Source organism: Paenibacillus sp. JT22N1 (assembly GCF_059692155.1).
In genome coordinates this window covers 147007-168112 of record NZ_JCAUAW010000004.1, presented here as the reverse complement: position 1 = coordinate 168112, position 21106 = coordinate 147007, and the positions used below count along the sequence as shown (strand labels likewise).

Genomic DNA, 21106 nt, shown 5'->3' with positions numbered 1-21106 from the left:
TATACCCACATTTTTATCGGGAAGCGTGAAAGATGTCAAGTTCTAATTACAGTTAACTGCTTCTTCATAAAGTACCAGCTGACCAGCGGTGAGCTGCCAATGATCAATAACAGTACGTTAATCACGAGCGGAGCTTTACTCCATGAAATAACACAAATGAATAAGAGCACACCGCACACACGCCCCACATTGAGTGAAAGCTCACGAAGAACAACATACTCCTCCCGCTGCTTAGCGCTGGCTTCATTTGAACCAATTAGATCGAATACAGTCGACACCATAGGCACCGAATACATCGGAAAGAATAGCGCAGCTCCAATGCCGAAAATAAGTAAAGTGCTATACCCCATTTTCCAGAAAAAAGGAATAATAACGGTTACGATCATAGCAGCGCCAATCAGCATACTGATCTTACGAAAACGTGGCTTAATAAATCGTCCCGCCGCCCAGAAACTTACTAAAGATACCGCGGAAGTAATCAATACGAAACTCCCTAAGCTAGCTTCACTTGAAGTGGATATGTAGACGAGAAGTGCGATCATGAAACCAAAGACACCCTCTCGAACTCCTTGAAATACCAAGGCTAAGCATACGCGTTTCCAAGGTGTTTCGACTTGCCTTAGACAATGCAAGGGAAACAACCATTCGTAGGTACCTTGTACCTTCCGTTTTTTCAAAAAGAAACTAATGATCACGCCTAGCAAAAAGATCCCTAACGAGATGGAAAAGATTAAACGATACCCAGCACCATCTCCCAAACTCACAATCAGTAAACCGGAGATCCAGGGTGCGACTATTCCGGCGCCAGAACCCAACAGTCCTACCCAGCCATTGAACCGATCTCGATTATCAGGGTCCGTCACTTCAAAATAAACAACATTAAAAGCCACCCAGAATAAGCCAGCAGAAATTCCCTGGACCATACCTAACCAAACAAAATAGTGAAAGCTGTTTGCTCCAAGCCACAATACCAGCATATAAAAGCCCGCGGAAACTGCAACGCCGACCCGTAAGCAGTTCATTTTATTGTGTTCCTTCACCCATTTCCCTGCTAACCAGAAGGTAATCGCCATTGTCAAATGCGTCGTCAACGTAAACCAACCGATTAAAGCGAAGTCATTTTTGGCCTTCCACAAATACACACCAACGAAAGTTCCGGACAAGGCATTTGCACTGCCAAATAACGTGTGAACGACTAGTAAAAGAATCGCCTGAGCATCTAGCCGACCTTTCTTCTGCGAACCCTTAACTTCAACTGCTCCACTTCCACGGTCTTCAAAATAATTGCTTCTTGTGCCATCTATTTCCCTGCTTGGTTGAACAAATTTCTTACTCTTATCCTTTTCCATATTCCTCCTCACCTTTCCCATTGATCGAAATAGCTCTTGTTAAGCTTCCCCAATCGAGTAAAAATATGAGGCTAAACATATAAAAAAACCGAATCCATAAGGGACTCGGTTCCATCGCTACTCCGATTTAATACGTTCAACCATGAGTAGTCGATCTGTATCAGATAAGATTTTCTCCACTTTAAAGCAAGACGGGCATACATAGACATTCGAAGTAAAGGGACCTGTTAGGAAAGCACTTCCTAAAGTTTTGGGAATAACTGGCGTGAAAGAAGATCCACTCGTGACCTCAGCACCTGCAAACAACAATAGTTCATGACAGCTCGAGCACTCGGGTGCCTCTTCTTGTTCGTCTGTTATATGCTGAACTTTTTCTCCGTATTTATCGAGAGGTTCATCCGAATCATCCCAAGCCAATGATAAATCTTCATCCGAATCGGCATATTCTTGTTCATCAAAGCGGAGCGGTTGGCCTGTTTGTTTCACCTTTAAATCGATGCTCCTATAATCGTTCAGTTCATTAAAACAGTGCGGACATTCGTCCTCGGGTCCAATTTCTGGATCCCAAACGATCTCTGTTTGGCACCATGGACAAACTATTTCTTCATTGGTACTCATTACGTAATCCTCCAACCTAATGCATTCATGCATATTTCAGTAAATAATAAACCCCTGCCGCCATAAATACAAACGCGATGGCAAACAAAGTGCCCCACAGGTATTTCATTGTTCAGCCTCCAAGATTATGTATGATTCTAAGTTACACAAGCTCCGACCACATAGGAAAGGGAGACAGAAAGCGTCAAGGACAAGAAACCTACAGCGCGATTATCTTTCTTGATTTCCTCATCGATTTTGAAATAAGGCGTCAAGAATTCAAAAATGAAGTAGGCAGCCAGCAAAAGCAAGAATCCGTACCCTGCCCAGATGAGGGAATGAATCATCGTGTCATTGTTTAGGATAGCGAATCGGAACAGATTACAAATCCCAAAAATCTTCCCACCTGTAGCCATCGCTACAGATAAGTTGCCTTTTTTGATCTCAGCCCAGTCATCATATTTGGTGACCATTTCAAAAATCGTTAGAAATACAACTAGCGCGATCACAGCAACTGCAAAAAAGGCAAGCGTCGATAAATACGGGTTACTTAGCAATACATCCACCTCTTCGTTCATATCGTCTCCTGCCTTCCTTCGCGAAAGATAGAAGAGACTGAGTTTGACTCAGTCTCTCGCAGGTACTATTAGTATAACATTAGGATTGTTTTTTTTCAGCAAGCTTTGCTCTCATAGCTGCTAATTCGTCATCAATTCCGCTGCTGCTTGCGCCAAGTCCGTCGAGCTCATCATCTAAGCTGCGGTTTTTAGCACGGATTTCACCGCTTGCTTGCGCTTCAGCTTCCATTTGAAGCACTTTCTCGCTCATACGGTCAAAACCTTTAGCTGCATTGTCCGTACCAAAACCAGACATCGCTTGATTGATTTGTTTTTGAGCTTTTGCTGTTTCAGCACGAGCAATCAACAAATCCTTCTTGTTCTTCATTTTGTTGAACTCGTCTTTCATTTCCGTCAATTGGCTGCGAAGTTGATCAGCATTCGTTTTTGCAAGATCATATTGGCGTTTCAATTCATCGTAACGTCCTTGGTGCTCTTTCTTGTCTTCCAAAGCGCGGCGAGCCAGGTCTTCATTGCCTGATTCAAGGGCTTTCATAGCTTGCTCAGTTCGTTTCGTAACCATCTCTTCTGATTCTTCGAATTGAAGCTTGAATTTCTTCTCAATTGCGATCTGCTTAGCTACTGCAGCCTCAGCCTCCATGATATCTTCTTCCATGTCACGCAGAAACTGATTTAACATCTTAATAGGATCTTCTGCTTTGTCCAGCAAGTCATTAACCGAAGCCATTGTCATATCACGAAGTCTTTTAAAAATCCCCATTTTTGAATTCCTCCTAAGGTTTATAAAACATGTATTTTAAAATTTGGGTATTGCGGATGCTAATTTTTTAATCACCGGTGCTTACACATATTACATACGCAGTCCCATAGAATGAGTTTCAAAAAGATGAAAAATTTATAAAAGTTATTTTAATTCGACGATTGTAACTCCTGCTCCGCCTTCGTTGTAATTCCCCATGCGGTAGCTCTTCACATGCTTATGACGGCGCAAATATTCCTGCATTCCAGTACGCAGCACACCTGTTCCTTTACCATGAATTAAATACACTTGACCCAAGTTGCCCAAGAAAGATTCATCCAGGAATCGATCAGCCTCTATCAGGGCGTCCTCCATGTTGAGACCGCGCATATCCAGTTCCATCCGAATGTTATCATCTCGTGTTCTTTTGACCGTTGTGGCCACCTGATGAGCTGGTTTTTTCTGAGCCGTGCTGCCGATCTTTTCGAGATTCGACAACTCGACCTTCATTTTCATTATTCCCAACTGCACCGTTGCTTCGGTGGCGCTAACAATCTCTACGACGTGACCCTTCTGACCCAGGGTCACGACACGCACTTCATCCCCGGCCTCGATTCTCTCTGGCCGCTTCTTCGCCGCGCGAACCTGCTTCTCGCGCAGTTCTGGCGCCGCCTGATCGAGGCGGCGCTTAGCTTCTACCAACCGGTGATCCTTGACTCCACCGGCTTCCTCCTGCGCCATGCGCCGCAGCCCGGCGATGATTTCATCCGCCTCGCGGCGCGCCTTGGCGACAGCCTCACGCGCGTCGCGCTCGGCCTTCTCGAGCAGCTTATCGCGCTGCTCGTCGAACTTGGCCTGCTGAGCCTCTAACGTTTGGCGCATCTCTTCCGCCTCTCGTCGCATCCTCTCAGCGCTTTGGCGCTCAGCTTCTGCAATCAAGCGGTTCTCTTCAAGCGACGCGATCATTGATTCGACTCGCTTATCCTCCTCGCCCACCTGCGTACGTGCATGCTCAATAATGCGTTTTGATAAACCCAGACGCTCTGCAATCGCAAACGCATTACTTCGACCAGGAATACCAACAAGCAAGCGGTAAGTCGGACTTAGCGTTTGTATATCAAATTCCATGCTTGCATTAATGGTGCCTTGCTTTTGGTAAGCATAAGCCTTTAACTCCGAATAGTGCGTTGTTGCAATGATTCGGCAACCAATTTGATGAATATAATCCAAAATGGAGATCGCTAAAGCCGAACCTTCAGCAGGATCAGTACCTGCTCCAAGTTCATCAAGCAAAACCAAACTTTTTGGTGTCATATCTCTTAAAATGCTGATGATATTCGTCATATGACTCGAAAAAGTACTTAAATTCTGCTCAATACTCTGCTCATCACCAATATCCGCATAAATGGCATCGAAAACACATAACTGACTGCCTTCCTCGGCTGGCACAAACAACCCTGACATTGCCATTAAGCTAAGGAGTCCCACTGTTTTGAGGGAAACTGTTTTACCGCCTGTATTAGGCCCGGTCACAATGATTTGTGAGAAATCATTGCCCAACTCCAAATCAAGCGGCACAACGGAATCAGCCGCGATAAGCGGATGCCGGCCTCGCTTTATTTTAATGAAACCTCGATCATTTAATCTAGGCATTGTAGCTTTCAGTTCCCTAGCTAAACCAGCTTTAGCAAAAGTAAAATCAAGCTCAGCTAATTGATCCACATCCAGCACAAGCAAATCCACTTGTTCGGCAACGAGCTCAGTGAGTGCGCGTAAAATCTTCTCAATCTCAACTTCTTCCTTAAACTTTAATTCACGAATTTTGTTATTTAATTGAACAATAGCATCTGGCTCAATATACAGTGTCGCACCCGATGCTGACTGATCGTGAATCATTCCGCCAAAGCTGGATCGATACTCCGATTTAACGGGGATTACAAAACGGTCGTTACGAATAGTGATCAATACGTCCTGTAACATTTTCTGAACAGATGAATTGCGAAGCATTTGTTCTAACCTCTCGCGGACTCTTCCTTCACCTGTGCGTAGTTCGCTTCGCACACGTCCCAGTTCAGGGCTCGCACCGTCAACAACAACAGCATTCTCATCAATACAGCTATTAATTTTATCTTCTAATGGCTTATTTTCTGTGAGTAATTCAACCTGCTCTTTGAGCATTGGAATTGCGTATTCTTCATGAACCGCAAGAACAAATCGCTTTAACCTACGTGTACCGAACATCGTTGTCGAAATATCGAGCAGCTCCGTAGGGTTTAACATCCCACCAATTCTAACCCGGTGCAATGAAGATCTAATATCACGAATCCCACCAAAAGGGGCATTCCCTTTCAATCGTTCTACATTAACAGCCTCATCAGTTGCTTGCAGCCGTAGCTTGACGAGTTCAAAATCACCTTTAGGCTCAAGCTTTTCCACGACATCCTTACCAAGCGAAGTTGACGCATGATGAGCAAGTTTATGTAAAATCTTCTGATAATCTAATGTTTTAATTATTTTCTTATTCAACTATCCCAACCTCTTTTCTCTAACCTATATTATAAACCAAAACAAGCTTGATTAGCTACGGAGACAATCGTTATATGGAAGATGCTGCCTACCATAATATTCACTCGAATTGGATACAATAAGCTGTGCACCTATCCTCCTGCCAAAAGGAATTGCAAGACTTAGACACACCAAGCATAGTTTGCAAAAAATCACTTCTTGTTATGAGAACTTAATCTCATCGCAAAAAGAAGGAGGTTCCACGAGATGCATCTTCTCGGACATCTGGTAAGGTTTATTGTTTCTGCTTTGGTTTTAATGTTTGTCAGCTGGTTAGTTCCAGGGTTTAAAGTCGGCGGTTTCTGGAGCGCTTTTTTCCTAGCTTTGGTCATTGCTGTTGCTGCTTGGATCATTGAAGGGATCTTCGGCAAACAAATCACTCCCTTTGGCAGGGGAATCGTAGGCTTTCTGGTTAGCGCGCTTGTCATTTGGGCCGCCCAGTTTGTCGTGAGTAATGTTTCGACGAGCATAATAGGTGCCGTTTTAGCTGCTTTAGTCATCGGAATCATCGACCTATTCATTCCTGTGAAAACCCCTTTTGAACAAGGGATCTCAGGAAAAGAAAATCGTCGATAAAAACCTGTCAGTTTCGATAACTGATATCCATGCTAGAGCCAAAAAAAGATCGGTCTGCCGCGTATTCACTCGCCGGACCGATCTTTTCTTTTAACAATTTCTTTCACGAGTTTGTCACTGTTTTTTCGGAAGAGGTCGTGTACAATGATGAGGGAAACCAATACAATTCCGGAGGGATATACATGAAGAAATTACTCGTTCTTTTTATGGGAATAGTCTTAGTCATTGCGATAGCAGCTTGTGGAAACAAAGATACGAAATCAGCACAATCCTCTACATCTCCCGCTGCAACTACGCAAGCTACAGGCCAGCAAGTTTTATTGAAAGCCACTAACTTCAAATTTGACCAATCCGAATATCGTGTCAAAAAAGGAGAGCCAGTTACAATTACGCTTGATAATGCTCAAGGTGTTCATGGTGCTTCCATTAAAGAATTTAAAATAAACCTCGATAATAGCAACAAAACAGTTACTTTTACGCCAGATAAAGCAGGTTCTTTCCCAATTAACTGTTCCATCATGTGTGGCAGTGGTCACGCTAATATGAAAACAACATTGATTGTTGAATAGTTTAAGTCATCAGTTCATCAGTTCATCAGTTCATAAGTTCTTACCGCGGCAATAAAGCGATAAGGGCTTTTTTGTATTTGGATCATGGTATTATATTTCCTCGCAAGCAAGTTCATTCATGCTTCATAAGTGACAACAACGTTACGTCAAAGCACCTGACAGTACTTTAAATAGACAGGAAACAAATAGACGGATAAGAAAGCATCCATCCACTTTCTAAACAAAACATCCTCAACATACTTTATGTTCTTGGAATTTGTGAACATATACGCACAAAAGTTAGTGTTGATCTTTCGAGAGTTAAAAGTTGTATGCTTTCTTTTATTTTGGCTGGACTCTACTTTTTGTTTACGAATTCTGTCCGCACCTGAACCCATGCGTGAGTATTGCTTATATAAAGCTAGTTGGAGCTTCTCCAGCATCAACTTAGCAGTTCGATAATTTACTCCAAGCAAGCTCGCAAACGCTGCAATTGAGTAGGTTTGACCATCTTGGATCAATGCTCGTATAGCTTTGAACCAAAGCATCAAGGAAAGCTTAGATTTATGCATAACTGTTCCAGCCGTTAATGAGATTTGCGTGCGGCATTCTTTACACTCCAATAAATTGCGAGTCTTCACAGTATAAAATAAATGATAATCACAACTCGGACAACAAAACCCACCGGCCCACCGTCTTTTCGTCAGAAATCTTACACAATCTTCCTCTGTCTTGAAAGTGTCATCCAACGATTCAAATAAATATGTATCCATGAAATGACTCCTCTCAATAAAACTTGATAATAATTTCCTATATTTGTATTATGCAGAACATTTGTTTGCATGTAAAGTAGTTTATGTTTCCGAGATTAATATCATGAATATTCATTTTCTGTAGTATCTACAATGTAAATATCAAATCAAGTATCGACTAATCATATCAACAATTTGAAGCTTTAGTTTTGGAACTTTTGCAGTACTACCGGTCTCATCTCCGTCAGGGACATAGAATGTTATAATGCTTCGGCAAGGTTTTTTAAAGTTTGTAGATACCACAGAAAACATAATTTTAAAGTGTAAAGGTTCTAGTGAAGGTATTATTTTCCCAATTATAAGGCCTGTTGTTTTTGCCATTTCGCAAAGGTTATTTAACTTGGATATCCCCTGCGTAAAAGTAGTTTTCTTAGATGTTCCTAGCCTCAATTTCTGGAGTAAAATTTCCGAAGCTCGGTTGAGATCGTGGGTGTGGGTCTGGGTATGATGGTCGTTGTTATTGCTGGTACTGATCTACGTTGTGGAACTGATAAAAGCTGCCCTTTCTATGTTAGAAATGTAGGCAGCTTCTATAGGGGAATTCCTTGCTTCCAGAGTTCTTGGAGTTTTCCTGCTATATTGGGTAATTCGTTAATTAAATATGGAGCTATGGTTGAGCTTGAGAGCAACTTTTGAAGCCCATCTGAGGGAATGATGGTGATAACATTGACGGCTATAATGATGATCAAAAGTGCTTCTGCTAAGCCCAACAATGCTCCGCTCCAACGGTTGATGAAGTTCAGGCCTGGGGTTTTTGCTAGAATATTAAGTGCTCTGCCTACGATGACTAGTGCAAACTTTACGCCAAAAAACAATATTGCAAAGGCTAAAGCGTTCAGGATATAGGTATCCAAACTAAGGCCTTTTACGATAAATTCGTATTTTTGGTAATTTTGATAGGTAGGCAATGAAACTGCATTTCGAAGCAGAGGGGCAAAATCCCTGTAAAAATAAAATGCAACGAGGTAGGCGAGAACAAAACCTGAGAGCGAAACAATCTGGGCAATAAATCCTCTAAAGTAACCAAGCAGCAGACCCAAAGCTACTATCGACAACATGACATAGTCTAGTGTATTCAGTGTCACTGTAGATTACCTGCCAGGACTGTCTGTTTCTACAAGCTCGATCCACTCATTGTATTCATTCTGCAGCTTAGCATATTCCTCGCGCAATTCCTTATACTCTTCTTTGATATTTTGAAGTTCTTTTTGCTGAGCTTCATCGTTCAAGCTTTGGTGCATTAACTCTTCTTTTTCTCTGCGGGCCTGGGCTAAAATCCGTTCTTTTTCTTCTTCAAAATGTTGAGCAAGGGCACTTCGTTCTAATTGCTGCTGCTCAAGTAAGGCATCAATTTGCGCTTGGTATTGTGTAATAATGGTTGATTTTTGGCCCTCTAGCTGTTGGATAATGTTTGTTTGTCGTTCTTGAAATTCCCCAACTAGATTGCCTTTATCTTGCTCAAAACTGAGAAACTTAGCATCCGCCTCGTCTTGGTAGAGGGCCGTGAGTGTTTCTAGCTCCTCCTGGTGTTTGGTTGTTAGTGTTTCTATTTCCTCTTGGTGCGCGTTTGTGAGAGTTTCTATTTTCACTTGATGTTGGTTTGAATTTACATTTATTCTTTCTTGAAGTTGGTTCGTAATTGTATCTATTCTCTCTTGAAGTTGGTTTGTGATGTTTTCTAGTTCCGTTTGATGTTGATTTGTGATGTTTTCTAGTTCCGTTTGATGTTGGTTCGTGATGTTTTCTAGTTCCACTTGATGTTGATTCGTGATGTTTTCTAGTTCCTCTTGATGTTGATTAACGAGTGTTTCCTTTTCCGCTAGATGCTGGTTCGAAAGCTTGAAGATCTCTTCTTGATGGTGCATGTTTATGATTTCTTTATCTTGTAGATGAAGCTGCATAAGTGCTTCTTTATCTTGTTGATACTGCTGATTTAACATTTCTTTGTCTTGTTGATGGATTTCTGAGAGGGACAGTTTTTCGATCCTGTGTTGTTCATTCAGCTTTTGAAGTTGATGTGCCTTTTGTTGTTTCTCTTGTTCAAATTGTTGCTTTGTTTGTTGGTGTTGTTTTTTTTCTTGGTCTAGCTGTTGTCTTACTTGTATTTGTTGTCGTTTTTCCTGCTCTAGCTGTTGTTTGACTTGTTCAAATTGTTGCTTTAGTTGCTCTTGTTCTTGCTTGGCTTGCTCTTGCTGCTGTTTGGCTTGTTCATGCTGTTGTTTAACTTGCTCTTGCTGTTGTTTAGCTTGTTGTAATTGTTGCTTCACTTGCTCTTGTTCTTGTTTCGCTTTATGTACTTCTTGCTTCATTTGCTCTTGTGCTTGGTTACCTTGTACCAGCTTGGCATTTTGTTCACCAATGAAAGTCTGTTGTTCCTCATATTCTTGTTTCAATTCATTAAAGTTAACAACTAATTTGTCATAGGCGGCTTTGGTCGCTTCTTGGTTCTTTTGGGCTTTCGTAAGTTCTTCCATGACTTCGTTCATACGGAAGCACTCATCTGCCATGTTTACGGCAGCAAGAACGGCGATTTTCTGTGAATCTAGCCTCGGATAGCCCTTTGCAATACGAATCATTTGGTCGTTCACGTATTCAGCTACTCGCTTCATGTAATTGGTGCTGGTGCTTGCTTTTAATTTGTATTGGTGACCATATATATCAACGGTAATCCTCGTTTTATCTTCAGCATTCACTTTTTTATATCCTCCCTTAGATGAAAGGCTGGCCCTATCGAGTGTAATTTCGATAAGACCAGCCTGTTTTCCTGCAACTTAAATGAAAGTTACACTATTTTCTTAACTCTGCCTCATATTGTTGTTCAAGGGTTTGAACAACCTTGGAATGAAGCTCTGTTACTTCTTCATCCAACAGTGTTCTCTCTGCGTGACGGTATACTAAGGCAATGGCTACGCTTTTGCGATTTGCACCTAAACGTTCTCCTGTATAGATATCGAATACTTGAATGGATTCTAATAAGTCTCCAGCAACTTCGGTGATGGTTTGCTCCATTAGACCTACTGGTACACTAGCATTCACTACTACAGCAAGATCGCGCCCAATGGACGGATAACGCGGCAGCAATTTATATACAATTGCATTTCCAGCAGCTTCTAAGATTGGGGAAAGCTCAACCTCAAGTACGTAAGTGTCATCAAGATCACGCTGTTGTTGGACTGTAGGATGCAGTTGACCGATTCGACCTATTACATGCTCACCTTCAGCTGTTTTTAGGAGGAGCTCGGCGGTTCGGCCCGGATGGAAACCATCAGGTGATGCAGATTGATAGGTGAGTCCTTTAACGCCTAGGTAGCTTACAAGACGGTCAAAAACACCTTTGATATCATAAAAGTCGACAGCCTCGGACTTCTGCGCCCAATGTGCTTGACGGCGTTTGCCTGTCAATACAATGGAGAGGAGGAGCTTCTCTTGCGGCAAATCTGTTAGTGAAGACTCATCTGTAATGAATACTTTACCGATTTCGAAAATAGCTACGTCATCCATCGTACGGTTACGATTGTAGCTTACAACGTCTAGCAGATGCGGCAGCAAGCTAGTACGCAGTTGGCTGCGATCCTCACTCATTGGCATAGCGAGTGAGATTGGCTTCGCCGCTGGGTATAGACCCGGCAGCGAAACGGTTTGATCTGGCTGCGTGAAGGAATAAGTGATGACTTCATGCAGTCCGCTTTGAGTCAGGAGATTTCGAGTAATACGACGGATCGACTGCTCTTTGGACAAGGAGCCGGGCGTCGTCACGCCGGTCATTAAGGTTGTTGGGATGTTGTCGTAGCCGAAAAGTCGTGCTACTTCTTCGATCAAATCGACATCCCGTGTGATGTCACCGCGGCGGCTCGGCACATGTACGAGCAGCTTGCCTTCGCCTGCCTGCTCGAATGTGAAGTGCAGGCGCTCTATGATTTGACCCATCTCGGCCAAGGAAAGTTCAGTGCCGAGATAATTGTTTACACGGTCAGCAGCAAGCTCGATGCTGACCGGCTTGTGTGAGCCCGCTACGGCTTGGGCGATGCCGTCAGCTACTTGACCTGATGCGTACTGAGCCATTAACGCAGCAGCACGGTTTAATGCCGGAAGCACCGCTTCCGGGTTCACTTCTTTCTCGAAGCGAAGACTCGCTTCGGAGCGGAGCCCTAGCTGGCGCGACGTTCTGCGCACAGAGCTGCCTGCGAACTTAGCGGATTCAAGCAGAATCCGTGTTGTGCCTTCTGTCACTTCGGAGTTAGCGCCACCCATAACACCTGCGATCGCTACCGGCTTCGTGCCGTCCGTGATGAGCAGCATGTGCGGCTCTAGTGTACGCTCTACATCGTCGAGCGTGACGAGCTTCTCGCCCGCCTCAGCGAGGCGTACATCGATGTGACCATTGTTCAACTGCTCGGCATCGAAAGCGTGGAGCGGTTGGCCATATTCAAGCATCACGAAATTCGTGATGTCTACGATGTTGTTGATCGGGCGGATACCAGCCGCCATCAAACGGTTCTGCATCCACAGCGGAGAAGTGCCGACGCGCACGCCTTCGATAAGGCGAGCCGCATAGTGCGAGCACTGCTCCGTCGCTGTGATCTTCACACTGATGCGATCAGCGGCTTTCACCGCGGCTGTTCCAGCCGCCCCGCGCGCTGCTTCCGCATCAGGCAGTTTGACGCCGCGTCCGAGGATCGCTGCGATCTCATAAGCAGCTCCGAGCATGCTCAAGCAATCGGAGCGGTTTGGTGTCAGATCAAGCTCTAATACCTTGTCGCTGATAGCCAGGACATCAAGAATTGAACTGCCGATTTCGGTATCTTCAGGCAGAACGAGGATGCCTTCTTGAATTTCCTTCGGCAGCAACTTGTCGTTCAGACCAAGTTCTTTAGCTGAACAAATCATACCTTGTGACTCTACGCCGCGCAGCTTAGCGCGTTTGATTTGTAATCCGCCAGGCAGCACGGCTCCAATCATGGCGACTGGCACCTTTTGTCCCGCATCTATATTTTTAGCCCCGCAAACGATTTGCAAGTCTTCGCCTTGTCCGGCATCAATGATACACACACTTAATTTATCTGCGTCTGGGTGTTTTTCGCGTGATTTTACAAATCCAACGACTACGTTCGTTACACCCTTATTGCGATCTTCCACGATATCCACTTCGATGCCGCTTCGGGTAAGTTTTTCTGCTAATTCCTCAGCTGTGAAGCCTGATACATCGACATATTCCGATAACCATTGATAAGAAACCTTCATGCTTAACCCCTCCTTTTCCTGATGCTTACAAGTGTAAGAATTGCTTTAAGAACCGCAAATCGTTCGTGTAAAAATGACGAATATCTTCAATCCCGTATTTCAGCATCGCAATGCGCTCAACGCCCATTCCAAATGCAAATCCTGTGTATTCCTTCGGGTCATATCCACCCATTTCCAGAACGCGCGGATGTACCATGCCCGCTCCGAGGATTTCTAACCAGCCCGTTTGTTTGCATGTACGGCATCCAACGCCGCCACACATTGCACAGCTCACGTCCACTTCAACGCTTGGCTCTGTGAATGGGAAAAAGCTCGGACGCAAGCGAATTCTCGTCTCTTTACCGTACATCTCTTGAACGAATTGAAGTAAGGTTCCTTTCAGATCACTCATTCGTACGTTACGGTCGATGACTAGACCTTCGATTTGGGTAAACATATGGGAATGTGTTGCATCATCGTCATCGCGGCGATATACTTTGCCCGGACAAATGATTTTGATCGGAACTTCCCCTTTGCGTTTCTCCATCGTTCTAACTTGAACTGGGGAGGTTTGTGTACGCATTAGAATCTCATCCGTGATATAGAACGAGTCCTGCATATCACGAGCTGGGTGATCCTTAGGCAGATTAAGCGCTTCAAAGTTGTAGTAGTCCTGCTCTACCTCTGGACCTTCAGCTACGGTGTAGCCCATTCCAATGAAGATGTCTTCAATTTCTTGGATAACTTTGCTTAATGGATGAACGGCCCCTTGCTGTGAAGGGCGACCCGGAAGCGTTACATCAATCATTTCTGCACGTAGTCGGTTCTCGGTTTCTTGCTGTTGATACGCCGCTTGTTTTTCTTCAATAACGGTTTCGATAGCTGCACGAACGTCGTTCGCTACTTGGCCGATAACCGGTCTTTCTTCCGCACTTAATGCGCCCATACCGCGTAATACCTCGGTTAATGGCCCTTTTTTACCCAAATACTTAATACGTAGATCGTTTAGCTCCTGCTGACTTTGTACGCCGCTTAGCTCTTGCAGCGCTTCCTGCTTCAAAGCTTCTAACCGCTCTTTCATCGAAATCCCTCCTGAATTAGGCCCCTTAATCACCCTAAATGAAAACACAAAAAAGACTTTCCGCTCCCTTACAAGGGACGAAAAGCCGTGGTACCACCCTAATTAGATTCATTCACTGGCAAATAAGCCAAATAAACGATTCTCACTTCATTTCAGATAACGGACGATGTGTCCGGTTCCTTCTATTTAGAAGCCATTGGTTAAGCTTCCGTTCAAAGGACTGCTCGGGAGCGAACTTCCGCAGCCTGATTCTCGGGGATAGCTCTCAATCATCGGCTTTCCCTCCCTGTCAAGAAGCACTGCGTACTCTTCTCCGTCAAAGCATTTTCGCGTATGTGTATCAATTATTATATGCAAGAAACGCCTGATATGCAAGTGAACTAGCCTTGGCACTGAATTTCCCTATTGACTTCGAATCATCATCGGCGTATATTTTATTTAAACAGTTTAAACATTAATTCATATAAACATTTTATTGTTTAATGATTTGATACTTTAATTAAGTGGTAAGGAGGATTTCGATATGGAAGATGAACTAATTGTTTATACGGATCGTTTCCGCACAACATTTGAAACCGCACATCGGAAAATTAGCCACACTGTACTTAGCCAGTTAAATTCAGAGTTAACGAAGCCACAAATATTCATGTTATTCATGATTTCTAAAGAAGGCGCTCCGAAACAAACTCATCTCGCTGAGAAACTAGGCGTTAAACCAAGTGCGATCACCGTTATGATTGATCGACTTGTCCAAAGTGGGCATGTTATTCGGAAACATCATGAGACAGATCGACGGATCGTACTGGTTGAAATAACCGAAACTGGGAAAGCCATACTCAAACAAGCGGAAGATGTCCAGAAAGAAGTGATTGCTCGTGGACTGTCACAGCTTCCCCCGGAAGAAATGCGCATTCTTGTGAGTGCCTTTGAAAAACTTACTGATTATTATTAATTTCATTTCATTAAAGGAGTGGTACGTTTGGAAAACATACAAAAAATAGCTTCAGAGAAATCTATAGAAGCAGAAGGACCAGAACTCAAAAATCGAGGTCTCCTGCTTACCGGTCTTATTATTGCCATGTTATTTGGCGCTTTAGACGGTACAATTGTTGGAACAGCTATGCCGCGTATCGTCGGAGAATTCGGTGGTCTTGGCCTGATGGCTTGGTTGACTACAGCTTACATGTTGACATCAACGGTTGTCGTGCCTATCGCTGGTAAACTTGCCGATTTAATTGGTCGTCGTGTCATCTATGTTACAGGTTTAGTCATCTTTATCGCAGCTTCCGCCTTATGCGGGATGTCTCAAAATATGACCGAATTGATTTTGTTCCGCGGTTTGCAAGGTCTGGGCGGCGGTATTATGATGCCCATGGCGATGATTATTATCGGGGACTTATTTACAGGTAAACAACGTGCCAAATGGCAGGGTGTATTCGGTGCGATCTTCGGTTTATCATCAGTTATTGGCCCCCAAGTCGGTGGTTGGATCGTTGACGCATTGAACTGGCGTTGGGTATTCTACATCAACCTTCCTGTTGGTATTCTTGCTGTTGTCTTAATTGCAATTGCATTACCGAAGCACAAAGCAAACGGCAAAGTAAAGTTCGATATTCCGGGTATTGTCACCATGATTGTCGGGGTCGTCAGCTTACTGCTTGCCTTAACATTTGGCGGTAAAGACTTTGCTTGGTTCTCTTGGCAAATCATTGGGCTTTTTGCGCTGGCCATTGTATCCTTGGTTTCCTTCGTTATTATTGAAAGTAAAGCTGAAGAGCCGATCCTTCCTGTTCGGTTATTTAAAAATAGAACATTTACCACAATTAACGGTGTAGGGTTCCTTATGGCTGTCGGTATGTTCGGAGCCATTATGTTCGTTCCTCTCTTCATGCAAGGCATCGTCGGTATCAGCGCCTCAGCATCAGGCACAGTGATGACGCCGCTCATGATTACGATGATTGCAGCCAGTGTTGTTTCCGGTCAATTCATTCAAAAAATCGGTGTTCGTAAGCAAATGCTTGGCGGTATGATTATTATGGCTATCGGCTTCTATTTCCTTGGCACCATGGGCATAAGCACGACGAAGTTGATCGCTTCAAGTTACATGCTGATTCTTGGTCTAGGTATGGGTCTTGTTATGCCGATCCTAACACTTGCTTTACAAGAGAGCTTTCCCAAATCCGAGCTTGGTGTCGTTACGTCTTCCAGTCAATTCTTCCGTCAAATTGGCGGTACATTCGGTATGACGATTCTCGGAGCCATTATGAACCACAAGTCAACAGTGCTGTTAGAACAAGATTTAACTCCTGTTGTCAATCAGCTTCCCGCGGAAGCAAGTGGGCTGGCTACACAAATGACGGATATGATCCATACCAATCCACAAGCCTTATATTCTTCCTTACTAAGTCCTGAGACTTTGGCCAAAATGCCAAAAGAATTCGTGGAGCATATGCTGCCAATTCTAAAAAATGCCCTAGTTACTTCGCTTCATCAAGTGTTTATTGTAGGCTTGGTATTCGTTTTACTTGGGGCTGTTCTGACACTGTTTATCGGTAACATTAAGGTATCTGACCGTAAATCCAAGAAATCAGATAACAAAAAAGACAACAATAATGAACTTTCGCCAGGAATCGTTTAATACAAAAAGGCCCTTTTCTCTAATTAGAGAGGAAAGAGCCTTTTTCTTTTTGACACGGAGCAAGCTATAGCGTTTAATAAACTTGGATACCTTAAAAAGGAGAGTGCTCGCCATGAAATATCGCAGACTTGGTAAAACGGATTTGAAAGTTTCCATCGTTGGTGTTGGGACTTGGCAGTTCGGCGGGGAGTGGGGACTTATCTACACCCAAGCTGAAGCAGATGCTATTCTTGATCAAGCAGCTGAACTTGGTATAAATCTGATCGATACAGCAGAATGCTATGGTGACCATCTATCGGAATCTCTTATTGGTAATTACTTATCCCGCCGCAATCGCGAGAACTGGATCGTGGCTACGAAATTTGGCCACCATTTCCACGATCTGTTCACCCGAACAGATGACTTCAGTTCCGATGGCGTTATCAAACAACTAGACGATTCTCTGAAAGCTTTGCAAACGGACTATATTGACTTATATCAATTCCATTCCGGACCTGATGATTTATTTGATAATGATGTGCTTTGGACAACTTTGGACAAACAAGTTCAAGCCGGGAAAATCCGTCATTTGGGAACTTCCATTGGTAGTAATGCTAATATTCATCAAACAGAAGCCTCCAGCAATGTCAATTCCAAAGCCATTCAAGTCGTGTACAACCGCTTGGATCGAGCCCCAGAAGAGCTTGTTTTCCCTTCCTGTGTAAATCAAGATCTTGGCGTACTAGCACGTGTACCTTTGGCTAGCGGCTATTTGAGCGGTAAGTATAAACCTGGTGCGGTGTTCAGTAACACAGACGTTCGCCATCGCCATGATGCTGAGAGTGTGAAACAGAAGCTTGAGGACGTGCAGCGCATCCAAAAAGAAGAAGTTCCTGAAGGAATGGATATGGCCAAATGGGCATTAGCTTGGTGTTTGAAGCATGATGCTGTTACAACGGTCATTCCAGGCTGTAAAAACCCTGAACAGGTTATTGCGAATGCAAGCGCAACGGAGCTTATCAGTGATAACCACCCACAGGCTTGGAAAGCTTAGGAGAATGAGGAAGGAATGACTTCTGAATGAGTCATACACAACACGCAGAAACATGGAAGCATCTCAAGGAGCACTTGCCTCAGTGGGTTACGGAGAGCAAGGCACATACATCAGACGGACATGTTGCTTCCTACATTCCTGAACTTGCTAACGCTCCAGTCGATGTTCTAGGTATCTGTATTATGGATACTGAAGGAAATATCTCTGTGGCCGGGGAATCTGATTTCCGTTTTACTTTACAAAGTATTTCGAAAGTATTTACGCTAATTTTGGCGTTGATGGATAACGGTGAAGAAATTGTTTTCTCCAAGGTGGGAATGGAGCCTACCGGAGACGATTTCAACTCGATGCTGAAGCTCGAACTCGTCGAGCCCGGTATCCCCTTTAACCCGCTTATCAATGCTGGGGCAATTGCGATATCATCCTTGATTGCAGGTAATGATCCTACGGAGCAAGTGGAACGGATTCTCCATTTCTTCCGAGATATCGCTCATAATCCTTCACTTGAAATTAATCAAAGTGTGTTCCGATCTGAGTCGGATACCGCACACAGGAATCGTTCGTTAGCATACTTCTTGAAAGACAACGGTGTGCTGGATAAGGAGGTTGACGACGTCCTCCACGTCTATTTCAGCCATTGTTCCGTCGAAGTGAGTTGTACCGACTTGGCTAGAATGGCCCTCGTTCTAGCGCATAATGGCGTAGATCCGATTCGTAATCAACGCCTTATACCGCGGCGATTCGTGCAGATCGCTAAGACGTTCATGTTTACCTGTGGTATGTACAATGCCTCTGGTGAGTTCGCCATGAACGTTGGGCTGCCTGCCAAAAGCGGCGTGTCTGGGAGCATTTTGACAATGGTGCCCGGACAATACGGGATCGGTTTGGTTGGCCCGGCGTTGAACCGCAAAGGCAACAGCACAGCTGGGGTTCACCTTCTAGGTACTCTGTCGCAGGAATTTGATTGGAGCTTGTTTTAGAATGTATAAACAGAACCTTCCCATTTGTTGGAAAGGTTCTGTTGCCTTTTTGAGTATGATTCTTTCATCAATATAAATTCCACCTCCTTTCTGCGTCAATCTCTACTTCGTTTGAAGTGATACATACGCCTCCAGTAACATAACGCCGCTTAGCATCACACTTAACTGAATTGAGCCTTCAGGAGGCATTCTCCAGTCTGTGCCAACACGCAAGTTATCGTCTATGCCATGCTCCATAAGCGTGATTGCATTTTGTTTAATAAGTTCAGACGGCAGCTCAAATTCGGGGCAAATCTCCACTAACCTCAGCAGGTACCTGATCAGTATTCCTTTGAATAAACCTGTATCGTCGATTCCTTCATCGGGTAGCATCCCCGTAGCACTGTCGCACAATCGGCTCTTCACCGCAGCTGCCGTGCGGCAGGCATCCTCCAGATAAGCCGAGTCCCCCGTGCAACTGTATAGTTCAAGGCCAGCCCCGATGAAGACGCCCTGACAATAAGTAAACTGCCAGTCCCTATCGACCTTCTCGTCGCCGAGTCGATTGATGCCATCCCACACGAATCCATCAACGGGATCCGTTAATGTCCTTTTGTTCCATTCATAGATTTTTTGCGCCCAAGTCAGATCCGCTTCATCGCCAAACCGTTGAAACAATCGCGCTGCTAGAATAGCGGCTGGAGCGTTAGCTGGCGTGTTTTTGTAATCCAGCTGATTTTTTCGCCAAGCGATCCCACCGCCCATATGCTCATTCCATCCGCCTCGGATGTCTTCCCACAAGTCAGTAACGCTCTCCCGGTACATCTGAGCACCTGTCATGTCGTAAGCCCTTAACCAAGCCAGCGCCATCCACTGCATATCATCATAATATGGATGTCTAAACGTTCCTCCGTTAGAGTGAAGAATGCCGTGGAACAGCTGCTCTACTCGGTTCAAATAGTCCACATTACCGGTTCGCGCGTAGCCGTCAAGGATGACATCCGCAGCATGTGCTTGCCACCAATAATAGTAATTTTCATCAGGGCGACTGACTGTTAAACTGTCGTCCCATTGATTCATGATCTGTGTATCCGGATTCCAATAAAGCTTGTGCAAAGTCGTTTGCAGTTGCTCTGCCGTCACTGCCGCATTCATTTATCCCTCGACTCCTCTGAATTGAAAATAAAGGAGCAGATATTCGGCTGCCCCTGCTCTTAATGCATTAATTCTGTTTCAGCAATCCTTGCTTCTCCAGCGCGGCCATACGCTCCAGCAGCATAACGCCGCTTAGATTTACACTCAAATCCTCAGCAGGCTCAGGTGTTGTCGCCCATGATTTACTGAACATGACGCGCTGCTCATCTCTTCCGTACTTCCAGAGACTGTCTGCATTCGTTACAAGAAGCTCAAGCGACTCCTTCTGACCAGGGTCCGCAAGAACAAGCTCCGCCAAATAACGGACGTATATACCTTTGAATAACCCGCCGTCTCCATTGCTTTCACTAGGCAGCATCCCTGTTGCCGGACTTGTCAGCCTGAGCTTCGATGCTTGAGCAGTCCGAGCTGCATCTGCCAGATAGCTCTTGTCCCCAGTCGCCTGATACAATGCAACCCCAGCTCCGATGTAAACACCTTGGCAATAAGAGAATTCCCAGCTCTTATCAATCTTGCCGTCTCCCTCGCGGTTTTTCCCATCCCAGACGAAGCCCGTGTCCGGATCAACAAGATTGGCCTTCTGCCAATCATAAATCTTTTTCGCCCAAGCTAGATCCTCCGACTTGCCAAACTGCTTATATAATCTAGCAGCTAAAATGACTGCTGGAGCATTCGCCGGCGTATTCTTATAATCAAGCTGCGGCTTGCGCCAGGCAATGCCTCCGCCTTGCTCTTCGTTCCAGCCCGTCTTAATATCTTCCCAAAGCTCAACCGCGGCTTCCTTGTATTTCTCATCGCCTGTAGCGTTATACGCACGGAGCCAAGCTAGAGCCAACCATTCCATATCATCGTAAAAATCATTCGGCCATACGCCGCCATTGCGATCCAAAATCCCCTGATACATGTTCGCCAGGGAGCCCTTATACACCGCATCGCCGGTTCTTGCAAAAGCGTCGACCAGCGTATCTACACCATGCGCTTGCCACCAGTAATGGAATTTCTCATTGCATAAATCGTTGCAAGGCGACAAATTATCGAATAAGTTCAACTTTCCGTTCCAATATTGCTTAAGCAGCCCAGCTTGAGCTAGATCCGCACGCTGCTCCCAGGTTTCTCTATTTGTGCTCACTTGCACATCGGTCATCTTATTATTTTTGTCCATTGTCCCCACTCCCCAGCTAGCAGCCATAATGATGCCTATCCCAACAATCATCATGGCTATGATCTTTCTTAATCGAATTGACAATTCGCTTCAC

General features: G+C 44.5%; 18 protein-coding genes and 1 other annotated feature. Of the genes, 6 read left to right on the top strand and 12 right to left on the bottom strand.

Features of this window, described 5'->3' with window-relative positions; genetic code table 11:
• Positions 1-35: 35 nt before the first annotated feature.
• The 5 genes from AC58UU_RS09895 to AC58UU_RS09875 all read right to left on the bottom strand — a co-directional run bounded on the left by AC58UU_RS09895 (position 36) and on the right by AC58UU_RS09875 (position 5789).
• Positions 36-1349 (bottom strand): MFS transporter, encoded by a 1314-nt coding sequence (locus AC58UU_RS09895; protein WP_497315146.1) that lies wholly within the window; start codon positions 1347-1349, stop codon positions 36-38.
• A 117-nt stretch (positions 1350-1466) separates the two neighbouring features.
• On the bottom strand, positions 1467-1967 hold the full coding sequence (locus AC58UU_RS09890) for a hypothetical protein (RefSeq protein WP_497315144.1): 501 nt from the start codon (positions 1965-1967) through the stop codon (positions 1467-1469).
• A gap of 137 nt (positions 1968-2104) precedes the next feature.
• A complete protein-coding gene (locus AC58UU_RS09885) occupies positions 2105-2524 on the bottom strand; it encodes a DUF350 domain-containing protein (RefSeq protein ID WP_057304794.1) in 420 nt (139 codons plus the stop codon).
• A gap of 79 nt (positions 2525-2603) precedes the next feature.
• The gene (locus tag AC58UU_RS09880; RefSeq protein WP_497315142.1) at positions 2604-3284 is read right to left on the bottom strand and encodes a PspA/IM30 family protein; all 681 of its coding nucleotides are present in this window, start codon (positions 3282-3284) and stop codon (positions 2604-2606) included.
• Positions 3285-3428: 144 nt separating this feature from the next.
• Positions 3429-5789 (bottom strand): endonuclease MutS2, encoded by a 2361-nt coding sequence (locus AC58UU_RS09875; protein WP_497315140.1) that lies wholly within the window; start codon positions 5787-5789, stop codon positions 3429-3431.
• Positions 5790-6035: 246 nt separating this feature from the next.
• On the opposite strand from AC58UU_RS09875, the gene AC58UU_RS09870 reads away from it, so the two are divergent.
• Together AC58UU_RS09870 and AC58UU_RS09865 are read left to right on the top strand one after the other, a co-directional pair.
• Positions 6036-6404: a phage holin family protein gene (locus AC58UU_RS09870; protein WP_171646508.1), complete on the top strand. Its 369-nt coding sequence runs from the start codon at positions 6036-6038 to the stop codon at positions 6402-6404.
• Positions 6405-6586: 182 nt separating this feature from the next.
• Positions 6587-6973, top strand: coding sequence for a cupredoxin domain-containing protein (locus AC58UU_RS09865; RefSeq protein WP_171690791.1), 387 nt, complete (start codon positions 6587-6589; stop codon positions 6971-6973).
• A 146-nt stretch (positions 6974-7119) separates the two neighbouring features.
• On the opposite strand, the gene AC58UU_RS09860 is transcribed toward AC58UU_RS09865, so the two are convergent.
• The 5 genes from AC58UU_RS09860 to pheS all read right to left on the bottom strand — a co-directional run bounded on the left by AC58UU_RS09860 (position 7120) and on the right by pheS (position 14065).
• Complete coding sequence (locus AC58UU_RS09860) at positions 7120-7725, bottom strand: transposase (RefSeq protein ID WP_497315138.1); 606 nt, start codon at positions 7723-7725, stop codon at positions 7120-7122.
• Between the two features lie 569 nt (positions 7726-8294).
• Complete coding sequence (locus tag AC58UU_RS09855; protein ID WP_497315136.1) at positions 8295-8849, bottom strand: CvpA family protein; 555 nt, start codon at positions 8847-8849, stop codon at positions 8295-8297.
• A 6-nt stretch (positions 8850-8855) separates the two neighbouring features.
• Positions 8856-10457, bottom strand: a complete 1602-nt coding sequence (locus AC58UU_RS09850; protein ID WP_497315134.1) for a cell division protein ZapA — start codon at positions 10455-10457, stop codon at positions 8856-8858.
• 94 nt (positions 10458-10551) lie between these two features.
• Positions 10552-13005, bottom strand: coding sequence for a phenylalanine--tRNA ligase subunit beta (gene pheT / locus AC58UU_RS09845; RefSeq protein ID WP_497315132.1), 2454 nt, complete (start codon positions 13003-13005; stop codon positions 10552-10554).
• A gap of 25 nt (positions 13006-13030) precedes the next feature.
• Positions 13031-14065 carry a phenylalanine--tRNA ligase subunit alpha gene (gene pheS, locus AC58UU_RS09840; RefSeq protein ID WP_029194068.1) on the bottom strand — a complete coding sequence of 345 codons (1035 nt, stop codon included), beginning with the start codon at positions 14063-14065 and terminating at the stop codon, positions 13031-13033.
• Between the two features lie 70 nt (positions 14066-14135).
• Positions 14136-14394, bottom strand: a binding site (T-box leader).
• Between the two features lie 194 nt (positions 14395-14588).
• On the opposite strand from pheS, the gene AC58UU_RS09835 reads away from it, so the two are divergent.
• The 4 genes from AC58UU_RS09835 to glsA all read left to right on the top strand — a co-directional run bounded on the left by AC58UU_RS09835 (position 14589) and on the right by glsA (position 18716).
• Complete coding sequence (locus AC58UU_RS09835; protein WP_497315130.1) at positions 14589-15017, top strand: MarR family winged helix-turn-helix transcriptional regulator; 429 nt, start codon at positions 14589-14591, stop codon at positions 15015-15017.
• 63 nt (positions 15018-15080) lie between these two features.
• Positions 15081-16703 carry an MDR family MFS transporter gene (locus tag AC58UU_RS09830; RefSeq protein ID WP_497315559.1) on the top strand — a complete coding sequence of 541 codons (1623 nt, stop codon included), beginning with the start codon at positions 15081-15083 and terminating at the stop codon, positions 16701-16703.
• Positions 16704-16815: 112 nt separating this feature from the next.
• Positions 16816-17736 carry an aldo/keto reductase gene (locus AC58UU_RS09825; protein WP_497315128.1) on the top strand — a complete coding sequence of 307 codons (921 nt, stop codon included), beginning with the start codon at positions 16816-16818 and terminating at the stop codon, positions 17734-17736.
• Positions 17737-17762: 26 nt separating this feature from the next.
• Positions 17763-18716, top strand: coding sequence for a glutaminase A (gene glsA, locus AC58UU_RS09820; RefSeq protein WP_497315126.1), 954 nt, complete (start codon positions 17763-17765; stop codon positions 18714-18716).
• Between the two features lie 102 nt (positions 18717-18818).
• Here the strand turns inward: glsA and AC58UU_RS09815 are convergent, their stop codons facing one another.
• Both AC58UU_RS09815 and AC58UU_RS09810 read right to left on the bottom strand, forming a co-directional pair.
• Positions 18819-19850, bottom strand: a complete 1032-nt coding sequence (locus AC58UU_RS09815; RefSeq protein WP_497315124.1) for a glycoside hydrolase family 76 protein — start codon at positions 19848-19850, stop codon at positions 18819-18821.
• Between the two features lie 67 nt (positions 19851-19917).
• Entirely contained in the window at positions 19918-21096 is a 1179-nt protein-coding gene (locus tag AC58UU_RS09810) for a glycoside hydrolase family 76 protein (protein WP_497315122.1), read from the bottom strand.
• Between the last annotated feature and the right edge of the window lie 10 nt (positions 21097-21106).

Bases quoted from the DNA above. Each gene is read 5' to 3' on its own strand.
- AC58UU_RS09895 (WP_497315146.1), bottom strand. From the start codon at position 1,349: ATGGAAAAGGATAAGAGTAAGAAATTTGTTCAACCAAGCAGGGAAATA.
- AC58UU_RS09890 (WP_497315144.1), bottom strand. From the start codon at position 1,967: ATGAGTACCAATGAAGAAATAGTTTGTCCATGGTGCCAAACAGAGATC.
- AC58UU_RS09885 (WP_057304794.1), bottom strand. From the start codon at position 2,524: ATGAACGAAGAGGTGGATGTATTGCTAAGTAACCCGTATTTATCGACG.
- AC58UU_RS09880 (WP_497315142.1), bottom strand. From the start codon at position 3,284: ATGGGGATTTTTAAAAGACTTCGTGATATGACAATGGCTTCGGTTAAT.
- AC58UU_RS09870 (WP_171646508.1), top strand. From the start codon at position 6,036: ATGCATCTTCTCGGACATCTGGTAAGGTTTATTGTTTCTGCTTTGGTT.
- AC58UU_RS09865 (WP_171690791.1), top strand. From the start codon at position 6,587: ATGAAGAAATTACTCGTTCTTTTTATGGGAATAGTCTTAGTCATTGCG.
- AC58UU_RS09860 (WP_497315138.1), bottom strand. From the start codon at position 7,725: ATGGATACATATTTATTTGAATCGTTGGATGACACTTTCAAGACAGAG.
- pheT (WP_497315132.1), bottom strand. From the start codon at position 13,005: ATGAAGGTTTCTTATCAATGGTTATCGGAATATGTCGATGTATCAGGC.
- pheS (WP_029194068.1), bottom strand. From the start codon at position 14,065: ATGAAAGAGCGGTTAGAAGCTTTGAAGCAGGAAGCGCTGCAAGAGCTA.
- AC58UU_RS09835 (WP_497315130.1), top strand. From the start codon at position 14,589: ATGGAAGATGAACTAATTGTTTATACGGATCGTTTCCGCACAACATTT.
- AC58UU_RS09825 (WP_497315128.1), top strand. From the start codon at position 16,816: ATGAAATATCGCAGACTTGGTAAAACGGATTTGAAAGTTTCCATCGTT.
- glsA (WP_497315126.1), top strand. From the start codon at position 17,763: ATGAGTCATACACAACACGCAGAAACATGGAAGCATCTCAAGGAGCAC.
- AC58UU_RS09815 (WP_497315124.1), bottom strand. From the start codon at position 19,850: ATGAATGCGGCAGTGACGGCAGAGCAACTGCAAACGACTTTGCACAAG.